Annotated in this window: 24 protein-coding genes; 8 read left to right on the top strand and 16 right to left on the bottom strand. The window is 70.1% G+C overall.

Annotated features, from left to right (window positions below; genetic code table 11):
- Positions 1–11 precede the first annotated feature (11 nt).
- Positions 12–971 (bottom strand): SDR family NAD(P)-dependent oxidoreductase, encoded by a 960-nt coding sequence (locus tag ABFJ78_RS44800; protein ID WP_436393535.1) that lies wholly within the window; start codon positions 969–971, stop codon positions 12–14.
- A gap of 102 nt (positions 972–1,073) precedes the next feature.
- Here ABFJ78_RS44800 and ABFJ78_RS44795 point away from each other — a divergent pair, with 102 nt between their 5' ends.
- Together ABFJ78_RS44795 and ABFJ78_RS44790 are read left to right on the top strand one after the other, a co-directional pair.
- Positions 1,074–1,619, top strand: coding sequence for a DUF6069 family protein (locus ABFJ78_RS44795; RefSeq protein ID WP_364464553.1), 546 nt, complete (start codon positions 1,074–1,076; stop codon positions 1,617–1,619).
- Positions 1,616–2,041: a nitroreductase/quinone reductase family protein gene (locus ABFJ78_RS44790; protein WP_436393534.1), complete on the top strand. Its 426-nt coding sequence runs from the start codon at positions 1,616–1,618 to the stop codon at positions 2,039–2,041. Before ABFJ78_RS44795 ends, ABFJ78_RS44790 begins: the two co-directional genes overlap by 4 nt.
- Before the next feature lie 26 nt (positions 2,042–2,067).
- On the opposite strand, the gene ABFJ78_RS44785 is transcribed toward ABFJ78_RS44790, so the two are convergent.
- The 6 genes from ABFJ78_RS44785 to ABFJ78_RS44760 all read right to left on the bottom strand — a co-directional run bounded on the left by ABFJ78_RS44785 (position 2,068) and on the right by ABFJ78_RS44760 (position 7,909).
- Complete coding sequence (locus ABFJ78_RS44785) at positions 2,068–2,871, bottom strand: ABC transporter permease (RefSeq protein ID WP_436393533.1); 804 nt, start codon at positions 2,869–2,871, stop codon at positions 2,068–2,070.
- Positions 2,868–3,830, bottom strand: a complete 963-nt coding sequence (locus tag ABFJ78_RS44780) for an ATP-binding cassette domain-containing protein (protein ID WP_436393532.1) — start codon at positions 3,828–3,830, stop codon at positions 2,868–2,870. The genes ABFJ78_RS44785 and ABFJ78_RS44780 overlap by 4 nt, the downstream gene beginning before the upstream one ends.
- A 79-nt stretch (positions 3,831–3,909) precedes the next feature.
- Entirely contained in the window at positions 3,910–4,419 is a 510-nt protein-coding gene (locus tag ABFJ78_RS44775; RefSeq protein WP_436393531.1) for an OsmC family protein, read from the bottom strand.
- A 73-nt stretch (positions 4,420–4,492) separates the two neighbouring features.
- Positions 4,493–6,778: a M4 family metallopeptidase gene (locus tag ABFJ78_RS44770; protein WP_436393530.1), complete on the bottom strand. Its 2,286-nt coding sequence runs from the start codon at positions 6,776–6,778 to the stop codon at positions 4,493–4,495.
- A 317-nt stretch (positions 6,779–7,095) separates the two neighbouring features.
- On the bottom strand, positions 7,096–7,611 hold the full coding sequence (msrA, locus tag ABFJ78_RS44765) for a peptide-methionine (S)-S-oxide reductase MsrA (protein ID WP_372665695.1): 516 nt from the start codon (positions 7,609–7,611) through the stop codon (positions 7,096–7,098).
- Positions 7,612–7,702: 91 nt separating this feature from the next.
- Entirely contained in the window at positions 7,703–7,909 is a 207-nt protein-coding gene (locus tag ABFJ78_RS44760; protein ID WP_436393529.1) for a tautomerase family protein, read from the bottom strand.
- Positions 7,910–8,025: 116 nt separating this feature from the next.
- Between ABFJ78_RS44760 and ABFJ78_RS44755 the strand changes: the two genes are divergently transcribed.
- Together ABFJ78_RS44755 and ABFJ78_RS44750 are read left to right on the top strand one after the other, a co-directional pair.
- Positions 8,026–8,697: a TetR/AcrR family transcriptional regulator gene (locus tag ABFJ78_RS44755; RefSeq protein WP_436393528.1), complete on the top strand. Its 672-nt coding sequence runs from the start codon at positions 8,026–8,028 to the stop codon at positions 8,695–8,697.
- 135 nt (positions 8,698–8,832) lie between these two features.
- Entirely contained in the window at positions 8,833–9,216 is a 384-nt protein-coding gene (locus ABFJ78_RS44750) for an STAS domain-containing protein (protein ID WP_436393527.1), read from the top strand.
- Positions 9,217–9,299: 83 nt separating this feature from the next.
- On the opposite strand, the gene ABFJ78_RS44745 is transcribed toward ABFJ78_RS44750, so the two are convergent.
- The gene (locus tag ABFJ78_RS44745; RefSeq protein WP_436393526.1) at positions 9,300–10,166 is read right to left on the bottom strand and encodes a LysR family transcriptional regulator; all 867 of its coding nucleotides are present in this window, start codon (positions 10,164–10,166) and stop codon (positions 9,300–9,302) included.
- An 87-nt stretch (positions 10,167–10,253) separates the two neighbouring features.
- On the opposite strand from ABFJ78_RS44745, the gene ABFJ78_RS44740 reads away from it, so the two are divergent.
- Positions 10,254–10,700 (top strand): nuclear transport factor 2 family protein, encoded by a 447-nt coding sequence (locus ABFJ78_RS44740; RefSeq protein ID WP_436393525.1) that lies wholly within the window; start codon positions 10,254–10,256, stop codon positions 10,698–10,700.
- Here the strand turns inward: ABFJ78_RS44740 and ABFJ78_RS44735 are convergent, their stop codons facing one another.
- Positions 10,701–11,006, bottom strand: a complete 306-nt coding sequence (locus ABFJ78_RS44735; RefSeq protein ID WP_436393524.1) for a hypothetical protein — start codon at positions 11,004–11,006, stop codon at positions 10,701–10,703.
- 125 nt (positions 11,007–11,131) lie between these two features.
- Here ABFJ78_RS44735 and ABFJ78_RS44730 point away from each other — a divergent pair, with 125 nt between their 5' ends.
- A complete protein-coding gene (locus tag ABFJ78_RS44730; RefSeq protein WP_436393523.1) occupies positions 11,132–12,052 on the top strand; it encodes a hypothetical protein in 921 nt (306 codons plus the stop codon).
- Between the two features lie 69 nt (positions 12,053–12,121).
- Entirely contained in the window at positions 12,122–12,559 is a 438-nt protein-coding gene (locus tag ABFJ78_RS44725; RefSeq protein ID WP_436393522.1) for a L,D-transpeptidase, read from the top strand.
- Here ABFJ78_RS44725 and ABFJ78_RS44720 read toward each other — a convergent pair.
- Both ABFJ78_RS44720 and ABFJ78_RS44715 read right to left on the bottom strand, forming a co-directional pair.
- Entirely contained in the window at positions 12,514–12,954 is a 441-nt protein-coding gene (locus ABFJ78_RS44720) for a hypothetical protein (protein ID WP_436393521.1), read from the bottom strand. The genes ABFJ78_RS44725 and ABFJ78_RS44720 overlap by 46 nt on opposite strands.
- A gap of 61 nt (positions 12,955–13,015) precedes the next feature.
- Positions 13,016–13,474: a hypothetical protein gene (locus ABFJ78_RS44715; RefSeq protein ID WP_436393520.1), complete on the bottom strand. Its 459-nt coding sequence runs from the start codon at positions 13,472–13,474 to the stop codon at positions 13,016–13,018.
- A 111-nt stretch (positions 13,475–13,585) separates the two neighbouring features.
- Here ABFJ78_RS44715 and ABFJ78_RS44710 point away from each other — a divergent pair, with 111 nt between their 5' ends.
- A complete protein-coding gene (locus ABFJ78_RS44710) occupies positions 13,586–14,947 on the top strand; it encodes an NAD-dependent succinate-semialdehyde dehydrogenase (RefSeq protein WP_436393519.1) in 1,362 nt (453 codons plus the stop codon).
- Between the two features lie 38 nt (positions 14,948–14,985).
- Here the strand turns inward: ABFJ78_RS44710 and ABFJ78_RS44705 are convergent, their stop codons facing one another.
- From ABFJ78_RS44705 to ABFJ78_RS44685, 5 genes are all read right to left on the bottom strand, one after another.
- Positions 14,986–16,296, bottom strand: a complete 1,311-nt coding sequence (locus ABFJ78_RS44705; protein WP_436393518.1) for a tyrosine-type recombinase/integrase — start codon at positions 16,294–16,296, stop codon at positions 14,986–14,988.
- 94 nt (positions 16,297–16,390) lie between these two features.
- Entirely contained in the window at positions 16,391–16,603 is a 213-nt protein-coding gene (locus tag ABFJ78_RS44700; RefSeq protein ID WP_436393517.1) for a helix-turn-helix transcriptional regulator, read from the bottom strand.
- A 14-nt stretch (positions 16,604–16,617) separates the two neighbouring features.
- Positions 16,618–18,213 carry a replication initiator gene (locus ABFJ78_RS44695; protein WP_436393516.1) on the bottom strand — a complete coding sequence of 532 codons (1,596 nt, stop codon included), beginning with the start codon at positions 18,211–18,213 and terminating at the stop codon, positions 16,618–16,620.
- The gene (locus tag ABFJ78_RS44690; RefSeq protein WP_436393515.1) at positions 18,213–18,599 is read right to left on the bottom strand and encodes a hypothetical protein; all 387 of its coding nucleotides are present in this window, start codon (positions 18,597–18,599) and stop codon (positions 18,213–18,215) included. Before ABFJ78_RS44690 ends, ABFJ78_RS44695 begins: the two co-directional genes overlap by 1 nt.
- Positions 18,596–20,149 (bottom strand): FtsK/SpoIIIE domain-containing protein, encoded by a 1,554-nt coding sequence (locus tag ABFJ78_RS44685; RefSeq protein WP_436393514.1) that lies wholly within the window; start codon positions 20,147–20,149, stop codon positions 18,596–18,598. The genes ABFJ78_RS44690 and ABFJ78_RS44685 overlap by 4 nt, the downstream gene beginning before the upstream one ends.
- Between the last annotated feature and the right edge of the window lie 120 nt (positions 20,150–20,269).

Below are 20,269 nucleotides of genomic sequence, written 5' to 3'. Positions count from 1 at the left end.
ACGTCAGAAGATCACGCGAAAGCGTCCACCCCGGTAAGCTCCGCCGACAGCGTCCACAGGCGACGGGCCTCGTCGCGGTCCACGGCGTACCGGCGGACACCCGACTCGGCCAGGCCTTCGGCGTCGTCGGGGGCGAGCTCGGCGACGTCGCAGTCCTCGAGGTACAGCCCACCCAGCCCGGTCAGCTGCGGTGACGTCGCGGCCCAGACCGTCGTCGCCGCGCCCTGCTCCGGCGTCTTGAACTTCACCAGGTAGTTGCCGGCCTCGTCGATCCAGCCGCGGGCGATGTGCTCCTCCCGGGACAGGTGCCGCTGCAGCGGCGTCATGATGCCGCCGGGGTGCAGCGCGAACGCGTGGACGCCCTGCTCCGCGCCCAGCTCGTCCAGCCGGACGGCGAAGAGCACGTTGGCCGTCTTGGCCTGCCCGTAGGCGGCCCACTTGTCGTAGCCGCGCTCGAACTGGACGTCGTCCCAGCGGATCGGCGAGTAGTGGTGGCCGCGCGAGGACAGCGAGACGACGCGGGCGCCGTCGGCGACGGCCGGCCACAGGCGGTTGACCAGGGCGAAGTGCCCGAGGTGGTTGGTGGCGAACTGGGCTTCCCACCCGGGGCCGACGCGGGTCTCCGGGCAGGCCATCACGCCCGCGTTGGCGATGAGCAGGTCGATCCGCCGTCCGGTCGCGAGGAAGCGCTCGGCGAAGGCGCGGACGCTCTCGAGGTCGCCCAGGTCCAGCTCGTCGACCTCGACGTTCTCGAGGCCGGCGAGGGCCTCTTCGGCGGTCTCGCGGCGGCGGGCCGGGACGACGACGTGGGCGCCGGCGCCGGTCAGCGCGCGGGTGGTCTCGAGGCCGATCCCGGAGTACCCGCCGGTGACGACGGCGAGCTTGCCCGTGAGGTCGGCGCCTGCGACGGCTTCGGCGGCCGTGGTGGTGGCGCCGAAACCGGAACCGATCTTGTGCTGTGCGGTGGTCATGCCCCGACGCTACGAGCTGGAGTGCGCTCCAGCGCAAATCGCGGACGCGGCCGAAAGAGGGGACAATCGGGGGCGAGAGGCAGCCGACCCAGGAAGGCTCTGATGTCCGACTACTACGGGAACCAGCCCCAGGACGTCCGCCCGGGGATCGACGCGCGCCGGCTGTGGGCGGGCGGGGTGGCGACGGCGGTGATCGCGGCCCTGCTCGCGGTGGTCGGGTTGCTGATCGCGCGCGGCGTGTTCGAGGTCGAAGTGCTGGCCCCAAAAGGCGAGGGCGTCTGGGGCAACGCGAGCACCACGACGTACGCGCTGGTCGCCGCCGCGGTGGCCCTGCTCGCCACCGGGCTGATGCACCTGCTGAGCGTCGCCACGCCGGCGCCGTCCCAGTTCTTCGGCTGGATCATGGTGCTGGTGACGCTGATCGCGGTGGTCCTGCCGCTGACGCTGACGGTCGCGCCGAGCGCGAAGATCGCCACGGCCGCGATCAACCTCGTCATCGGGCTCGTCATCGCCGCGGTCGTGAACAGCATGGCGGCCAGCGCCCGGACGCTGCACCGGCGCCGCACGAGCCAGCAGAACGCGGCGCCGCCGCCGACCCGGCAGTACCCGCAGCAGCAGCCCCCGCCGACCCGCTACTACGACCAGTGACCGTCGTGGACGTGCGGGAGACCAACCGCCGCGTGATCGAGCAGTTCCGGGCGGGCGGCGAGGTCGAGGGCATGCACCGCGAGCGGCTGGTGCTGCTCACGACGACGGGCCGCCGGTCGGGCGAGCCGCGCACGGTCCCGATGATGTACCACCGCGACGGCGACCGGCTGCTGGTGGTGGCGTCGAACATCGGCGCGCCCCGGCACCCGGACTGGTACCTGAACCTCGCGGAGGACTCGCGGGTGAAGGTGGAGGTCGACGGCCGCGAGTTCGAGGCGGAGGCGCTGCCGCTGCTGGGGGCCGACTACGTGCGGACGTGGATCGAGCTGGAGAAGCATTATCCGTTCCTGGCCGATCACCAGGCCAAGGCGCGGCAGGCCAAGCGGGTCATCCCGATCGTGGAGCTGTCCGAAGAGGACTGACCGAGGTCAGTCCTCTTCGGACGGTGCTACTTGCTCGCCACCCGGCGGTACTTGGCCGTCGCCAGGGGAGCGAACACCGCGATGATCGCCACGCAGCACAGGATCGCGTACAGCGCCGCGTTTTCCGCCGGCCACCCGGTCTGCGCCGGGCCGAAGCGGTTGCCGAACAGGTCCCGGGTCGCGTTGATGACCGCCGTGAACGGGTTCCAGTCCGCGATCGCCTTCAGGAACCCCGGCAGCGTCTGGGTCGGTACGAACGCCGACGAGATGAAGCTCAGCGGGAACATCCAGATCAGCCCGAGGCTCTGCGCCACCTCGACACTGCGCGCCGCGAGGCCGATCAGCGCGCCCACCCAGGACAGCGCCCACGCGAACATCAGCATCACCAGGTAGCCCAGCAGCGCGTCCCAGAAGCTCCCGCGGATGCGCCAGCCCACGATCAGCCCGCACGCCGACATCACGACCAGCGCCACCACGCTGACGACCAGGTCGGACGTCGTCCGGCCGAGGACCACCGCGATGCGGGACATCGGCAGCGAGCGGAACCGGTCGATGATGCCCTTCTGCAGGTCGTTGGCGAAGCCGATGACCGTGAACGCCGAGTTGAACGCCACCGTCTGGGCGAAGATCCCCGCGATGAGGAACTCGCGGTAGGCCGCGCCGCCCGCTTCGCCGCCGATCGCGTTGCCGAAGACGTACGCGAACAGCAGCACGAACATGATCGGCTGCAGCGTCGCCGCCATCAGCCAGTCCGGGTTGCGGCGGACGTTCATCAGGTTGCGCCACGTGATGATGCCGCCGTCGGAGATGCCCTTCGCGAGCGCGTTCACTTCGCGGCCTCCTCTGCGCCGTGGCCGGTCAGGGACAGGAAGACGTCGTCGAGGGTCGGCCGGTGCAGGGCGACGTCCTGGACGGCGATGCCCTGGCCGTCGAGCCGGCGCAGGGCTTCGATGAGCGCCTTCGGGCCGGTGTCGACGAGGATCTCCGCGCGCCGCGTGTGGTCGTCGCCGGACGGCTCGCCCGTCCCCACTTCGCGCAGCACCGCCAGCGTCGCCGGCAGGTCCGCGGGCGAGGCGACGACCAGCTCCAGCCGCTCGCCGCCGATCTGGGCCTTCAGCTCGTCGGCCGTGCCGCGCGCGATCACCCGGCCGTGGTCGATCACCACGATCGAGTCGGCCAGCTGGTCGGCCTCTTCGAGGTACTGGGTGGTCAGCAGCACGGTCGTGCCGTCGGCGACCAGTTCCTTGATGACGCCCCACGTGTCGAGCCGCCCACCCGGGTCGAGGCCGGTGGTCGGCTCGTCGAGGACGACGACGGTCGGCTCGGCGACCAGCGCGCCGGCCAGGTCGAGGCGCCGCCGCATGCCGCCCGAGTAGCCCTTCGCCGGCCGGTCGGCGGCCTCTTCGAGCGCGAAGCGCGCGAGCAGCTCCCGGGCGCGCGAGCGAGCCGCCGATTTCCGGCGGCCGTAGAGCCGCCCGACCATGTAGAGGTTCTCGAACCCGGTGAGGTTCTCGTCGACGGCCGCGTACTGCCCGGACAGCCCGATTCGCTGCCGCACCTCGTCAGGCTGGGCCAGGACGTCGAACCCGGCGACGTGCGCCGACCCCGAGTCCGGCCGCAGCAGCGTCGTCAGGATGCGGACCGTGGTGGTCTTCCCGGCGCCGTTCGGGCCGAGCAGGCCGAGCACGCGCCCGGCCGGGATGTCGAGGTCGACGCCGTCGAGCGCGCGGGTCGACCCGTAGGTTTTGACGAGCCCGCGCACCTGGACGGCGCTGTCCGGTTCCGGCATGGCGGTTTCCCCTCTCGGTGACCCCGCCAAGCTAGGCCAGTGCGTCCGGTTTGTCCTCCGGGTTTCTCCCTGAGCCGGCTCAGTTCGCCGAAAGCGTGACGGCGAACTCCGGCGGCGTCCGCAGCGTCTGGAAGACGACGCAGTAGCGCTCGGTCAGCTTCTTCAGCGTGGCGAGCTGCTCATCGGAGGCGTCGGTGTCCAACGCGAACGACAGCCGGATCGCGCGGAAGCCCACTGGGGCGTCCTTCGCGACGGCGAGGGTGCCGCGGAAGTCGAGGTCCCCTTCGGCGCGCACGCGGCCGCCGCGCACGTCGAGACCCAGCGACGTCGCGACCGCCCGCAGCGTCACCCCGGCGCAGGCGGCGAGCGCTTCCAGCAGCATGTCGCCCGAACAGGCGAGGCTGCCGTCGCCGCCGGTCGCGGGGTGCAGGCCGGCTTCCACAACCGCTCGGCCGGTCTCCACCTTGCAGGAGATCCCGAGGGCGTCGAGCTCGGCGTCGGCGTGCAGGGTGACGAGCGCGCTCTCCGGCTGCTCGCGGTACTTGTCCTTCAGCGGGGCCTGGGTCGCGCGCAGCGTATCGGCATCCATGCGGCGATTCTGCTCCGGAAAACGCGAAACGGGGAGACCGGATCACCGGTCTCCCCGTTTCAGTGATTCAGTTTCAGCTCAGGGTGACAGCCACGTCGTCGATGACGAACGAGGTCTGCAGCGAGCTGTCCTCGGTGCCGGTGAACTTCAGCGCCAGGGTGCCGCCGGCGGCCGACGAGACGTCGATCGTCTTGAGGGCGTACCCGGAGGCCTTGTTCAGGTTGGAGTAGCTGCCCAGCGTCGCGCTGCCGTTGGTGACGGTCAGCTTGTCGTAGGCGGTGCTGCTGGTCGTTTCCGCGGTGTCGATGTGCAGGTAGAACGTCAGGCTGGCGTGGCAGCCGGCCGGGATGCTCACCGACTGGGCGATCGACTCGGTGTGCGTCGAGCCGTACCCGTCGAGCCAGGACGAGTAGGTGCCGCCGTGCGCGGCCTCACCCTGCGAACCCCACTGGCCGATGGAGCCGGTGGTGCCGGTCCAGCTGCCGCTGCCCGACTCGAAGCCGCCGTTGACGATCTTCTGGCCGGAGCAGCCGCCGGTGGTGCCGACGGTCCAGGTGAACGACGCCGTGCCGGTCTTGGCCGCCGCGTCCTTCGCCGTCACGGTGACGTTCGAGGTGCCCGCGGTGGTCGCGGTGCCCGAGATCGTGCCGGTGGAGGAGTTGATCGACAGGCCGGCCGGGAGGCCGGTGGCCGACCAGGTGTACGGCGCGGTGCCGCCGCTCGCCGAAAGCGGGAGGCTGACCGAAGCGCCGGTCACGGTGGACTGGTTGCCCGGGTTGGACACGGTGACGGTGCCGGTCGCCGAGCAGGTCGGGTCGGCCGACTGCGCCGGGACGGAGATCGCGTCCCACGCCGCCTTGACGGTGTTGAACTCGGTGCAGCTGCCCGGGAACAGGTTCTTCGCCGCGGTCAGCGTCCAGGTGCGGTACTTCAGGTACGAGCTGCTGGAGGTCTTGAGCAGCATCGCGTTGTAGAAGATCTTCACCGCGTTCTGGACCCCGATGCCGGTGATCGAGGTGTTGTTGCACGTGGTGCTGGTCGGCTGGCCGTTGGTCGGGTTGGTGCCTTCGGCCAGCAGGTAGAACCAGTGGTTGCCGGGGCCGGCGGCCGCGTGCACCTCACCGTTGGGGACGGAGCTGTCGTAGCAGTTCTTGTCGCCCAGCGCCGACGGGTTGTACATGTTGCGGATCGGGCCGGAGCCGACGAGGTTGACCGTCTCGCCGACGAGGAAGTCCGGCACGTCGCCGCCCGAGGGCTCGTTGGCGAACCACTCGGTCGAGGCGCCGAAGACGTCGGCGACGAACTCCTGCGTGCCGGCCCCGGAGATGCCGCCCGGGGTGTGGTCGTCGATGCCGTGGCCGTGCTCGTGCGCCACGACGTCGATCGAGCTGATCCACTGGCCGTTGGTGTTCTTGCCGATCTGGACCTGGGTGCCGTCGTAGTAGGCGTTCTGGTCGTTCAGGCCGACCCGGACCGGCCAGCCGCCGCCGTTGCCGTCGAAGCTGTTGCGGCCCAGCCACTGCGAGAGCATCTTGTTCTCGGTCTGGAGGGCGAACAGGGCGTCGACGCAGCCCGTTTCGCGGCTGGTCGCGTTCCCGTTGCCCCACGCGTCGTCCGGACCGCTGAAGGTCGTGTTGCTGGCCGCGTCCTGGCAGGACTCGGTGGGGTGGTTCGGGTCCTTCATCGAGTACGTGCTGCCGGACTGCGTGGTGTCGAGGTGCACCGGGTTCGGGCGGTTGTACGCGCTGGTGCCGTCGCCGTTCATGACGTGCTCTTGGGTCTTGAGCACCTTGCCGGTGGCGGCGTCGACGATGACGTCGAGCCGGCTCGGGCCCTCGGCGTCGCGGCCGACGACGGTGCTCTTCCACGCCAGCGTCGGCGTGCCCAGCGCGTAGACGACCTGCTGGGCGGGGCTCACGCTGTCCACGGCGGACAGCTGCTGCCGCGCGGTCGCCTCGGCCGCGGCCTTCGTCACCTTCGCGCCCGTGGTGGCGACGTTGATGGTCTGGTCCTGCGCGACGGAGGTGCCGAGCACCTGGCCCGTCGAGTTCGTCGCGACCACGAAGTCGCCGCCGACGACCGGCAGGCCCTTGTAGCTGCGCTCGTACGGGATGTACTGCAGCCCGTTGGTCGAGGAAATCGCTTTCTGGGCCAGGAAAACGTCGTCCGCGCTGGCGTGCAGCGCGGCGGGCCTGCTCGCCACCAGGCCGGCGGCCGCGGTCGCGGCCTGGGCCACGGCGCTCGGGGCCGCGTCCGGGGTGGCGTTCGGGGTGGGTTGGGCCTGTGCGGTGCCGGTGATGCACAGCGCGCCGACGAGTACGCCGGTTGCTGCCAAGACGACAGGACGTCTCAGATCCATCGAGGAATTCCCTCCGGGCAGGGTGAACCAGGCCCGGGGTCGAGGCCGGGCCGGATCAAGGGGACGAGAGGTGGTGCTGTGGAACGGAAATCAGAATCCGGTGCCGGAGCCTCGTGAACAAGCGACTAACGTACGGACTTATCTATCGACCGCAATACTTCCCAAAAAGGACATTTCCCGCCATTGGGATACTGGGTGTTGACTGTCCACTCAGGACTGGAAGCGGATCACCGCCGTTCGGGTGATCTTCCCCGCGTCCGAACGGCGAAGGCCCCTTCGCCGGGGATCGGCGAAGGGGCCTTCTTGGTACGACTGTGTCAGGCGGTCGTCTCGCGCTTCGGGAGCTTCCAGCCCGGGCGCACGAAGTGGCAGGTGTACCCGTTCGGAATGCGCTGCAGGTAGTCCTGGTGCTCGGGCTCGGCCTCCCAGAAGTCGCCGACGGGGCTGACTTCGGTGACGACCTTGCCCGGCCACAGCCCGGACGCGTCGACGTCGGCGATGGTGTCCTCGGCGACGCGCTTCTGCTCGTCGTTCTCGAAGAAGATCGCCGACCGGTAGCTCAGGCCGATGTCGTTGCCCTGGCGGTTCTTCGTCGTCGGGTCGTGCACCTGGAAGAAGAACTCGAGCAGGTCGCGGAACGTGGTCTGCGCGGGGTCGTAGACCACCTCGATGGCCTCGGCGTGCGTGCCGTGGTTGCGGTAGGTGGCGTTCGGGACGTCGCCGCCGCTGTAACCGACCCGGGTCGAGATCACCCCGGGCTGACGGCGGAACAGCTCCTGCATGCCCCAGAAGCAGCCGCCGGCCAGGACGGCCCTTTCGGTTGACGTGGTCACGGCGTCACTCCTTCTCCTCGTGTGGTGCTGCCACCTGTACAACTTCGGTGGTCAGCCGATGATTCCACGGGAGTCTTACGGAAGCCTGACGTCATCCCGCCTGGAGCTTCGCGAGGGTGAGCACGTCGCCGCCGATGCCCCAGCCGCCGTCGGTGACCTCTTCGACCAGCACCATCGTGTTCGCGCGGGCGCGGTCGCCGTAGATCTCGGCGTAGAGGTCGGTGGTGCGGGTGACGATGAGCTCCTTCTGCTCGGCGGTGAGGGTGCCGGCGGGGACCTTGAAGTTGGCGAACGGCATGGGCGTGTCCTTCGGTATCGATGTTCTCGACTTGGCGACATCGACGCTAACATGAGCTGTGGATCGTCGCTACCCTCATCTTGATATCGACGGTAACCGCTGGTAGCGTCGCCGCGGTGGACGTGCGGACGCGGATCCTGGAGGCGGCGGCCGAGCTGCTGGGGCGCTCGGGCGAGTTCTCCACGCGGGCGGTCTGCGAGGCCGCGGGGGTCGGCGCGCCGGCGCTGTACCGGCAGTTCGGCGACAAGGAGGGCCTGCTGGCCGCCGTCGTCGACCACGCCTTCGAGGCTTACCTCGCCGGCAAGCGGGCCGCGAAGCCGTCCGACGACCCGGTGCGCGACCTGCGCGACGGCTGGGACAACCACGTCGCGTTCGCGCTGGCCCACCCCAACCACTACCGCGTGCTGTACGCGGGTCTGTCGACCCCGCCGGGGGCGGCGGCCGAGGCGCACGGGCTGCTGCTCGCGGTCCTCGAGCGCTGCGCGGCGGCCGGGCGGCTGAAGGTGCCGCCCCCGCTCGCCGCGCAGATGGTGATGGCGGCCAACGCGGGCGTCGCGCTGTCGATGGTCACCCGGCCGGAGCTGTACCCGGATCGGGAGTTTTCCGTGCGGGTGCGCGAAAGCGTGCTGTCGGGCGTCCTCGCCGAGGGTGCGCCGGAGCCGGGGGATGCCGCGGTCACGGCGACGACGCTCGCCGCCCGGCTGGACGGGCCGACGCCGCTGTCCGCGGCCGAGCTGACGATGCTGCGGGAGTGGCTGGCGCGGTTGAGCGTCCACAGTGGACGTTGAGCCGGACGGCTGCGCCGGGTTGGGCCGTTCGCTTGCGGCACAAGATTTCTTCGCGAACCACGCGGCCGCCGCCGAGTGCCGGTGGGAGGATGAGCCCGGGGCCGCCCCCGAACCGGCCCCGGGGAGGCGCGCGCGATGCACGAGCACGACGGAGCCGTCACGGAACGGACCAGCGGCGTGCTGGTCGTCGAAATCCGCGGCGAGCTGGACATCGACACCGTGCTGCGGTGGACGACGCTGATCGAAGCGGCCCTGTGCGAACTGCCGGCGCCGCACTTGCTGGTGCTGGACCTCGCGACGCTCGAGTTTCTTTCGGCGCGTGGAGCCAGGGGTCTGCTCGAAGCGGTGGAGTCGTGCCGGGACCGCGGAATCGCCGGCTGCCTGATCGTGCGGCCGGGGAGCGTGGCCGACCGGGTGGTGCGGTTGACGGGGTTGGGGGACCGCGTCCGGGTGTTCCCGAACCGGCTGTCGGCGATCGCGGCCAGCCAGCCGGTGGCGGTGCGGTGGCTGCCGGGCTGACGGCGGTTGTGGGGCGCGGTCGGTCGGCGTGGTGGTCGCGGGGCTGACGCCGGCTGTCGATTGCGTGGGGCGTTAGGCCCCCGTCAGGCCGGTTCGCGCACCAGCTCGGCCGCCGCGTCGGCGAAAGCCCGCACCCGGGCCGTCGCCGAACCCTCGCGCCATACCAAGCCCCACTCCAGCAGGGGCGCGTCATCCAACGGGACGTACGCCACATCAGGCCGCGGGTAGTACCGCCGAAGGTGCGCGCCGACCGGCAACACCCCCTCACCGGCGCCGGCCAACGTGAGCAACTCCTGCAGCCCCGCCCGGGGCCGCGTCACCGCGTCGGGCGCGTGCTCGTCCAGCCACGGGTCCGGCAGCGCGCAGCGCAGCACCGTCACCCGTCCGAGGTCCGAAACAGGCACCGTGCCCAGCCGCGCGAACGGGTGGCCGACCGCCATCGCCAGGAAGCGCCGCTCCCGCACCAGTACCGGGCCGGTGACCAAGCCCGGGCCGTCGAGCGGGAGGCCGGCCAGCACCACGTCCACCTCGCCCTCGCGCAGCCACGGCAGGATCTCGGCCGGGCGCACCTCGCGGAACTCGACCTCGCAGCCAGGCGCCCGCCGCCGGAACAGCTCGGCGACCCCGGCCAGCAGCTGCCCGCCCGCGGCGTCGCCGAATGCGACGCGCAGCGTCCCGGTGACCCCGCGCCCGGCCTCGACCGCCCGCGCCAGCGCCGACGAGACCGCCGCCCACGCCGGCCCGAGATCGGCCGCGAGCTGCCGCCCGACCGGCGTCAGCTCCACGCGGCGGCTGGTCCGGGTGAACAGGGGCGCGCCGATCCGCCGTTCCAGCTTCCGGATCGTCTGGCTGACCTGCGCGGTCGACACCCGCAGCCGCTCCGCCGTGCGGCCGAAGTGCAGCTCTTCGGCCAGCGTCAGGAACGCCTCGATCTCACGCGTCTCCGCCATCAAGTCCCCAGGATCGTTAACCTTCGCTTCACGATCGTGGCACAGAAGCGCGTTGATCGGCCGCGTGGGCGCCGCGAGGCTGACGGCATGGACCTTCACGACCGCACCGAGATCATCGACGCCCTCTACCGCTTCGGCCTCGGCCAAGACCTCAAGGACCGCGAGCTGTTCGCGTCGTCGTTCGCCGCCGACGCCGAGCTGGACTTCCGGCCCGCGGCCGCCCGCTGGGGCGCGCGGCCGCCGCTGATGACGGGCCGCGACGCGATCGTCGACACGATCCTCGCCCTGTTCGAGGGCCGCGTCGACACGACCCACCAGGTGACGAACCCGCGTGTCACCGCCGACGGCGACACCGCGCGGCTGACGGCCCTGGTCGAGGCCCAGCACCTGCTCAGCGCCGACCACGGGACGCACGCGCTGCTGAAGAACCGCTACGACGTGCGTCTCGTCCGCGACGGCGACCGCTGGGTCATGCGCCGGGTGGTGATCGAAAACGCCTGGTACACCGGCGATCCGGCCGCCATCTTCGGCTGATTATTCGCCGCGCATCGACCGGCGGATCGCCTCGAGCCGGTCCTTGGCCGCCTGGTCGCGGTCGGCGATCTTCTTGTCGAGCGTCTCGGCCGTGTTCTCGGTGCCCAGCCCGGCCACGTCGACCGAGCCGAGCGAGGTGTTGTACCGGTTCTCGATCTTGTCCCGGACGAAGTCGAAGCTCGGCACGCCACCCGCGCTGTAGTCCGGGTCGGGCAGCGGCGGCGAGGGGATCGCGATCGCGGCGGTCGGTGTCTCGTCGACGAGCTCACCGTCCACGACGTTCGCATCGTCTTGGGGCTTGTCCATCTCCCGACTTTAGCGCCGGGGTGGGCACTCCCGCCGGTACCGCAGTGGGTAATTCGGCCGTGGGGCGGCCCGGCCCGGGTGGGAAATGCTCTACGCGCACAGCCGGTGTCCGGAGGGAGCAGACCATGAGTGCCGGGGCCTACCGCGCCGAAACCACGGAAATGGGGACGGTCGCCAAGGCGGTCGAGGAAGTGGGGTCGTCCTTCCTGTCGGCCACGCGCGACCTGGAGGGCCTGGTGCTGGACGCGTTGTCGTTCGCCGGCATCGGCAGCGGGGTGGCCGCCGCGAACTCGGCGCTGCATTCGACGCTGGGCAGCGCGCTGCAGAAGTTCCTGAGCCTGATCACGAACGTCAACCAGAACGTCCAGACGGCCGCGAACGCCTACAACGCGGCCGACTCCGACGTCGCCCAGGCCTACGGCGGCGGCCAGGCGCAAACCGCGCAGGGCGGCGGGGGAGCGGCGGCCGCGGCGGCGCCGCAGCAGCTCGACCCGCGCGTCGTCGACTCGATCATGCGCTCCGAAGGTGCGACGGGCGAACAGGGCGGCGTGCCCGAGGCGTACGGCTTCCGGCAGAACATGCACAACGGCTACGACCGGATCATCGCCGCGCGCGAGCAGTACGGCATCGGCAGCGCGGAGGAGCGCGCCGTCGTCTCGGACCTGATGACGGCGAACGCGCGCACCGCGGGCGCGCTGAACTTCACCGACCCCGGCACGCAGGCCGCGATCATGTCCGGCGCGCACATGCGCGGCGCGGGCGGCGTCCGCGCGATCCTCAACCACATGGCGGGCGACGACATCGTCCGCAGCTCGCGCACGATCAGCGACGCCGCCGTACAGCACGTGCAGGGTCTGACACCGGAGCAGTTCCAGCAGGAGTTCCGCGACGCGCGCATCGAGTACGACCGCCAGATCTACGGCGACACGACCACCCGCCAGGGCGGGCACACCGCGAACTGGTGGGACCGATACGGCAACGGCCTGACCCAGCGCTACGACCGTGAGCAGAACGAGTTCCTGCGGTTGTCGCAACCGGCTCGGTGATCTCCGGTTCGAAGATCGCAAAACTGGGCACTCTACATCGTGTAGCCGAACGACAACGGGAGGCACACGATGAACCGGAGGATGATCGCACTACTGGGCGGGGTCGCCGCGATGGCGGGGACCGTGGCGTTCGCGGGAACGGCCGAAGCGGCGTCGACGCCGTGCAGCGCCGAAGCGAAGGCCTGCGTCCAGCGCAGTTCGAATACGGCGTGGCTGACGGACGGCGCCGGGAACGTCACCTACGGCGGCGTCCCGATCACCGTCGGGCTGCCGAAGTACCCGACGCCGGTGGGGAAGTTCCACGTGCAGTACAAGGACATCGACCATTACAGCAAGCAGTACAACGGGCCGATGCCGTACTCCGTGTTCTTCACGAACACCGGCGTGGCGTTCCACCAGGGCAGCCTGAAGGTGAAGTCCCACGGGTGCGTGCACCTCTCGCACGCGGCCGCGGTGACGTTCTACAACTCGCTGCACCCGGGTGACGTCGTCGAGGTCGTGCGCTGATCCGTCCCGTGTGGACGGTCGAGCAGCGCGCCGGCGACGGCGCCGAACACGAGGTGGTCCAGGACCTGCGGGGCGTGGGGAAGCGCCCGCACGGCCGGGTAGGCCCGGCCGGCCACGCACAGGTCCAGCACCGCGATCGCCAGGCCGGCCAGCGCGCCGCGGGCCACACCTCGGCATCTGGTACCGGCGAGGACCCCGGTCCAGAAGGTGGAAACCAGCACGTGCGCGACCAGCCCGGCGGCAATGCCGGGCCGGTCGCGCCGGCCGGGGAGCAGGGTGCCCGCCGCGCGGGTCGCGGCCAGGACGTCCCGGCCGGTCAGCAGGGCGTGGGCGGTGGAGGGGAGGCCGCTGACGACGGCGGCGACGGCTCCCGCTCGGACGGCTCGGCTGATCATCGGCTCGGCTCCGGTGACGTGAATGACTCATTCATGTCGTGTGGTGACGTGAATGACTCATTCATGTCGTTTCCGGGGGCCGGGCTGACGCCAGGTACGCGGCCACCCGGATCCGCAACCCCCGGATGTGCGGCAGCGCGATCGTCAACTCCGTCGCGGGCCGGTAGCCCGGCCACCGGTCGCCATGCGTGCAGGGGCCGGCGAAGTACACGAAGCCGTCCTCGTCGTCGTAGCGGCCGGGAGACCAGCGCGCGGCGTCGCCCGCCCGGCGGTCCGCGCACGCGGCGCGGGCGATCCAGTACGTCTCGTGCTTCATGACGCGGCGCAACTGCGCGGCGAACCCCGGGAGCTCGTCCTCCGGCAGGCCGAGACCGCGGGCGCTCCAGACCCGCGGGGTGCGGTCGGCGGAGCGCGTGGGGCAGCCGAACGTGACGTCGCCACCCGCGTAGTGACGGGTCCAGCGCAGTCTTTCCGTTGCCAGCGCGGCGAATTCGGGTCCGCCGGTGATCTCCAGCGTCATGGGGGAACGATAGTCGATCACGCGCTCAGGGGTACCGCCGCGCGGGTGTCGATCACTGATCCCATGGTGTATACAGTATGCAGTAGGCTACCGTGGGCAGAGGAGGCCGCCATGTACTCAGTCACCAACCCCGCCACCGGTGAACTCGTGGAGGAGATCCCGAACGCGACCGACGCGGAGGTCCGCGCGGCGATCGACCGCGTCCACGGCGGTTTCGTGGCCTGGCGCGCCCGGCCGGTGGCCGAACGGGCGGCGATCGTGCTGCGCGCGGCGGAGCTGTTCGCCGAGCGCGCCGACGAGCTGGCCGCGATCATGACCCTCGAGATGGGGAAGCGGATCAACGAAGGCCGCGGCGAGGTCGGCGTCGTCGTCGACATCTTCCGGTACTACGGCGAGCGCGGGCCCGAGCTGCTGGCCGACGAGCCGCTCACCCTCCGCGGCGGCGAGGCGGTGCTGACGAAGGAGCCGATCGGGGCGCTGCTGGGCGTCATGCCGTGGAACTTCCCGTGCTACCAGGTCGCCCGGTTCGTCGCGCCGAACCTGGTGCTGGGCAACACGATCCTCCTCAAGCACGCGTCGATCTGCCCTCGCTCGGCGGCGGCGATCGAGAGCGTCCTGCACGACGCCGGCGTGCCCGCGGAGGCGTACGTGAACGTGTTCGCGTCGAGCCGGCAGGTGCCGTGGATGCTCGCGGACCCGCGTTTGGTCGGGGTGTCGCTGACGGGCAGCGAGCAGGCGGGCATTTCGGTGGCGGCCGAGGCCGGGCGGAACCTCAAGAAGTGCGTCCTGGAGCTCGGCGGGTCGGACCCGCTGATCGTCCTGGACACCGACGACCTGGACGAGACGGTCAAGGCGACGGCGACGGCCCGGATGCGCAACTGCGGCCAGTCGTGCAACGCGCCGAAGCGGATGATCGTGCTGGGCGAGCTGTACGACGAGTTCGTCGACCGGTTGGCCAAAAGGGTGGCGGAGTACTACGTGCCGGGCGACCCGGCCGACCCGGCGACGACTTTGCCCCCACTGGCCTCGGTGGCGGCGGCGGACGAGGTGGCAGCGCAGGTGGAGACGGCGATCCGCGAAGGGGCGACGTTGCGCGCGGGCGGGCGCCGGGTGCCGGGCGGCGGCGCGTTCCTGGAGGCGACGGTGCTGACGGACGTGACCCCGGCGATGGCGGCGTACCACGAGGAGATCTTCGGGCCGGTGGTGCTGGTTTTCCGCGCCGAGACGGAGGACGAAGCGGTCGCGTTGGCGAACGACACACCGTTCGGGTTGGGGGCGAGTGTGTTCGGGACCGATCGGGTGCAGGCTACGCGGGTGGCCCGGCGGATCGAGGCGGGGATGGTTTATCTCAACAAGTCGGGTGGGTCTGAGGCGGATTTGCCTTTCGGGGGGATCAAGCGGTCCGGGATCGGGCGGGAATTGGGGGCGCTGGGGATCGAGGAGTTCATGAACAAGAAGCCGATCCGCCTCTGACCTGCTCTTTTGTTGCGTTTTGCCACGCCAGGCCGTCGTCAGGCCGTCTCGGAATCCCGGGCCGTCTGCGGCGGGCGGCGGGGCTTGAACACCCGGTTGGTCGCCGCCCGTGCCCGCTTGTGGCTCGACGGGACGAGGTGGGTGTAGATCCGGAGCGTGTATCCCGGGTCGTGGTGGCCGAGGTACTCCGCGACCTCCTTGATCGACACGCCGTTGGCGAGCATCGTGGAGGCGAAGAAGTGCCGCATCCCGTGCATCCCGTCTCGGCGGTCGACGTACTCCAGCCCAGCGCCCGCGAAGGCCGGCCGCCAGATGTCCTTGGTGAAGTTGGAGCCCTTGATCACGTTGCCGATCGGCTGTTTGGCGTAGACGCTGCGCTTGGTCACCCGACCGATCAACACGCGCACGGTCTCAGGCCGGCCACCCGGTTCAAGCCAGGGGAGTGTGAGCGTCACCGGCTCGAAGGTGGCCATGTAGTCGTCGATGTCGTCGAGCACGCCTTGCCCGAGCGGCACCACCCGCGTCTTGCCGCCCTTGGGCGGTGAGAACACCGGCTGAGTGCCGATCCACCGGATCTGACGCTGAACGTTGACGATCATCTCGTCGCGATCGACATCGTCCGGGCTGAACCCGAAGATCTCCATCTGTCGTAGCCCGAGACCGGCCCCGAGCGGCACTGTGACGGTGTACTCGGCGGGCAGGGCGAGCCGCACCGCGCGGACCCGGCTGTCCGGCCACGGGATGACCTTCCGCTGGACGGGCTTGGGCCGCTTGACGCTCTTCGCGCGGCACGGATTCGCCCGGATCTTCTTGTCGTCGTAAGCCGCCTGGAGGATGGCGGACACGGTGTCGAACAGCACCGCCCGGGTGGACGCCATCAAGCCGCGTCCGCCTTCGCTCTTCGGCCGTTCCAACCAGTCGAGCCAGTCACGAATGGTGTCGGTCTTCGCAGCCACCTTGAGCGGCTTGTCGCCGAGGAACGGGAAGATCCCGGTCTTGAGGTGATTGCTCACGGTCTGCCGGGTCCCCGCGTCGGAGGACTGGCCCTTCCGCCACTGGGCCGTGTAGTCGCGGAACTTCTCTTCGCCGGACTCGGCCGAGATGTACTCACCGGCGAGCACGTCGTGTTGCATCTTGGTCAGGAAGGTCTTGGCCTTCGTGAGTTGCTTGTCCGGAAAGGACTTGCTCCGTTCGTTGCCCTCGGGGTCGTAGTAGCGGACCTTGTACCGGTCGCCTTTGCCGAACAGTTCGGTCTTCTCGCGGACAGGGTGACCTTTGGCATTGAAGACCGGCTTACCTTCCGCGTCCTTCTTCTGTCGCCACCACCGGTCTTGCACGTGGCCTTTCATGAACTCACCTTTCTCTTGGTGGACAGGAAAACTCGCCTACCCCATGCCTCTTGGATGAGGCATGGGGTAGGTCCTCGTCGTGGGTTGTTGACCGCTACGCGGCTTCTGTCGAGCCGTTCAGCGTGTCGATCCACTGGCGCACCGTCTCCGGGTCATACCGAACGTGCTTTCCAAGTCGCAGCCACTGCGGGCCATAGCCCTTGAAACGCCAGTCCCGCAACGTTTTCACGGGAATGCCGAGGAACGTGCCCAGATCATCCGGAGTCCACAGCCCCTCGACGCTGACGACCTTCACCCGTGCTTCCATTGCTTCCCCCTTTGTCATGCAGCGAGTCCAGTTGCCGAAGTTTCTGGCGGCCTCTCCGCCGCCAGTAGCGCCCGGTCGTACTCGGCCTTCCACGTGATCCGTTCCGCGATCGCACGCATCACCAGGTGCGGCCGAGGAGGAACCTGCGGGTCGCCGGGCTCGACCTTCCGCCAGACCTGTTGCGATCGGTCGACGGCCGGCTTCTCGATCCCGACGGCCGCGAGCGCTTGCAGCACGAACGCTCGCCGGTCCGCCTTGTGGTCGACGAGCGTCTTGCCCGACCACTTCCGCGAGACCAGGACGCGGCGGCCGGGCAGCCCGAGCGTGGTCCGTCGGTGAGCCCGGCCCTTGCAGTGCCCCGGGGTGGTCTTGCCTGTGACGCCCTTGGGTTGGACGCCGTAGAGCAGCCAGACCGCGCAGCGCGGCGAGCACGGCGTGACCGACAACTCGGCATGGAGCCGGTCGTGGTGATCGGCCTGGGCCGCGCTATCCGCCTCGACCACCTCACCGGTGGACTTCGTGAGGTACTTGGTCAGGTAGCCGATGTGACGGCCGGCCTCTTCGGTGCCGCCGAGGATGCCCTTCGAGTGGACTTGCCGCCCGAACGTGACGACATGCGACGGGTGCTCAACGGCCTCCACCGCGTCGTCCCACCGGGGCAGCGGCTGACGCGTCTCCGGGTCGACAAACCCCGCTTCCGGGCCGTCCCAGACCGGCAGACGATCGGCGTAGACGATCTCGTCATGCGCCGGCCACCACACCTGGTGATAGGTGGCTTCAGTGACCTGGCGAATCACATCGTGCGGCACCGAACCCCGGATCGCCGCGTGCAGGTGCGGGGCGGCCCGACGCTGGGGCTCGACGGTGGCGAAGTACTGCGCGTCCCAGCCGACAACCCGGCGCAGGTTCTGCCACCACCGATCCACCAGCGCTGAGAAGTGCACGGCATCCCGAGCTGCCCGCCGGTAGTCATACCGCGACGGCTCGACCGGGGCACCATCACCGCGAACCGGGCCGTAGGTGTCGCAGGTCAGCGTCACGAACATCGACGGCCGGAACTTCCCCGCGTACTCCCGCCCGACCGTGGTCTTCGCGACCTTCCGGCGAGGCAGGTTCGGAGCGTCCTGCCGCCGCTTGGTCGACCGCCTCACCGCCCGCTTGGTCGGAACGTCGAGAGCGGGCAGCCGGCCCCGCATCCCGAGTTGCCGAAGTTCCGCATCAACCCCGGCGATCTCCTCCCGCAGCTCTTCGGCCTCCGCCTGGTCCTGGTCGACCACCTCTCGGTAGGCCGCCACCAGGTCCGCCCGGTAGGTCAGCAGCTCTTTGTGGTCCTCCGAAGGCGGTTCCGGGGTGAGGCTGGGTTCTTCGGTCAGGTGCCAGCCCTCTCGGCACTGGGCCTGCCGCAGCGCCTTCGCTTTGCGTGCGCAGGGCAGGCACACCGACTCGACCGTGGACCCACACGGCACCGGGACATACCGGAGTTCACCGGTGGTGGTGTCGCCGACCTCCATCGTGAACGGGCGGACGCAGACGCCGTGCTTCTCCGCCGTCGCCCGGATCACGTCGGCCGCGAGCGGGGTCCGCATTCGCTCCATGCGTGTCTCGCTCATCAGGCCGCCACCTCCCCCGGCGAGGACCAGCCGCGCAGCAGGAACACCGGCATGTCCTGCTTCGCCCCAGCCGGGAGGTCCGGGAACGTGCTCGGCTCGAACGGAACCACCCCGAACACCCGGACCGGGATGCCGCACGGCGTCCGGCCGGTGATCGATAGGTGCACCCACCTGCCGTCGACCAGCCGCCACAGCCGAGCCGAGACGTCCTCGAGCGTCCGCGTCCACACCAGCAGCGCCCGCGCGACCTCAGACAGGCCGTCGACGTCGAGTTGGACGGTGATCGGGCTGGACCAGGCGTTGACGTCGATCGACTCGGCCGGCGGCAGCTGATGGGAGTCGAGGTGGTCGCGGATGGCGTCGAGGAAGATCATCAGCCGGTTCACGCGGCCACCCCCTCACCGCCGTGTCGCAGATCCGCGGTACCCCCGTTGGTCACGTATGCCTCCAGCGCCTTGACCGTGCTGTCGGAGACCCAGCCCGCGCGGATGCGCAGCGGTTCGCGGATGCCTTCGCCCCACACGTAGCCGACACCGGCCTCCGAGTCGCCGATGCGATTCGCCCAGGCCCCGCGCTCGTACGCACCGTCGCCAAGCACCATCCCGACGTGGGTCTTGGACGTCACGCGCAGGCACACACGACGGGTGAACAGCTCGCGCACCGGGACGGTGTCCTTTGTGGGCTCCTGGACGTAGCCACGGACCGAGATCCCGAGCGCGCGGCCTTGAGTGGTCAGCAATGCGACGCGCTCCACAATCGCCTCACGGGTCTTGCGGTCGGTGTACTTGGTCAGCGCGCCGATCTCGTCGAACTCCAATAGCTCCAAGGGATACTCCGTGGACACTGGGATGGTCCGGAGTCGACCGGCGAAGGCGCGCTTGCGGGATTCCATCTCCTCCACCAGGCCGTCCAGGACCTCGACCGCGTCCTTGCCGCCGACCGCATATCGAGCGAAGATCCGCCGTCCGTAGGCCAGTTCCATGCCCTTCGGGTCGATGCCAGACATACGCACCACCCCGGCCCGGATCGCCGGAGCCGCCGCGACCAGCGGGCACCACATCACCGAGTTCTTGCCCGCACCCGAGGCCCCGGCGGTCAGGCAGTGCGCGCCCGAGCCGAGTAGCGGCACCCGCCAGTCCCGCCCGTACTCGGTCCGACCCGCCCAAACGGCGCGCAGGTCCACGCAGGTCCGGTCGACGCCGTCTGGGACCTGGGGGCCGGCCACTCCGCCGCTAAGCAAGTCACGCCGCTGGAAGTCGATCGACACGACGTTGGGTGCCAGTTCGCGGACTTGGCAGCGAGCGACCTTGCGTGCGACGGCCAGCGCCCGAGCGGCCTCGTCGAAGTCCTCCGGCTTCTGCCCGGCTACCAGCTCTACCTGCACCTCGTCCCACGAGGCACCCGACCTAACGCCGAGCACCTTGGGCAGTCGCGCGTTCGGCCGGCTCGACGTCGAGCGGGAGAGCGCGCGTCGGCGGCCGACGAGGTTCACGTTCACCACCACCGGCAGCGCCTCATCACGTACGGAGAGGTCGCAGGCGTGCAGCCACTCCGGCAGCTTCCGGCCGTAGACCGCCCAGCGGGCCCACCAGGAGCGCAGGAACCGCCAGCACCACTGGTCGAACGAGAGGGCGTCGATCGCCCACCACATCGCCAGGACCGCCGCGACGCCGCCCAGGATCAGCGTCAGCGAGAGCCAGCCGAACAGCTCGCACCAGGCGTAGACCGCGACCACGGCGAGGCTGGTCCGCCACCGGGTCACGACCTGCGCGAGCATCCATACGACCGCCTTGCACAGCCACCACAGGACCACGAACACCACGGCCGCCGCAGCCAGACCTTCGACCACAGAGGCCAGGGCGCGGCCGATCTTGTGCAGCACCCACACACCGAGCCCCAGCCCAGCCAGGGCGACCACCGCGAAGCCGGGAGACATCACCGACCACCTCGCTTCACCCGCAGGTCCAGCGGCAGCATTCCCAGGCACGGGGCGCACTGGGTCTCGCCGGGCAGGAGTTTGGCGAATCGTTCGCAGGAGGCGCAGCGCGTTCGGGTG

Origin of the sequence: Amycolatopsis sp. MEPSY49 (assembly GCF_051337345.1) — a bacterium.
Taxonomy (GTDB): domain Bacteria; phylum Actinomycetota; class Actinomycetes; order Mycobacteriales; family Pseudonocardiaceae; genus Amycolatopsis.
The sequence above is the reverse complement of the archived record's forward strand: the minus strand, read 5'-3'. Positions and strand labels throughout refer to the sequence as shown.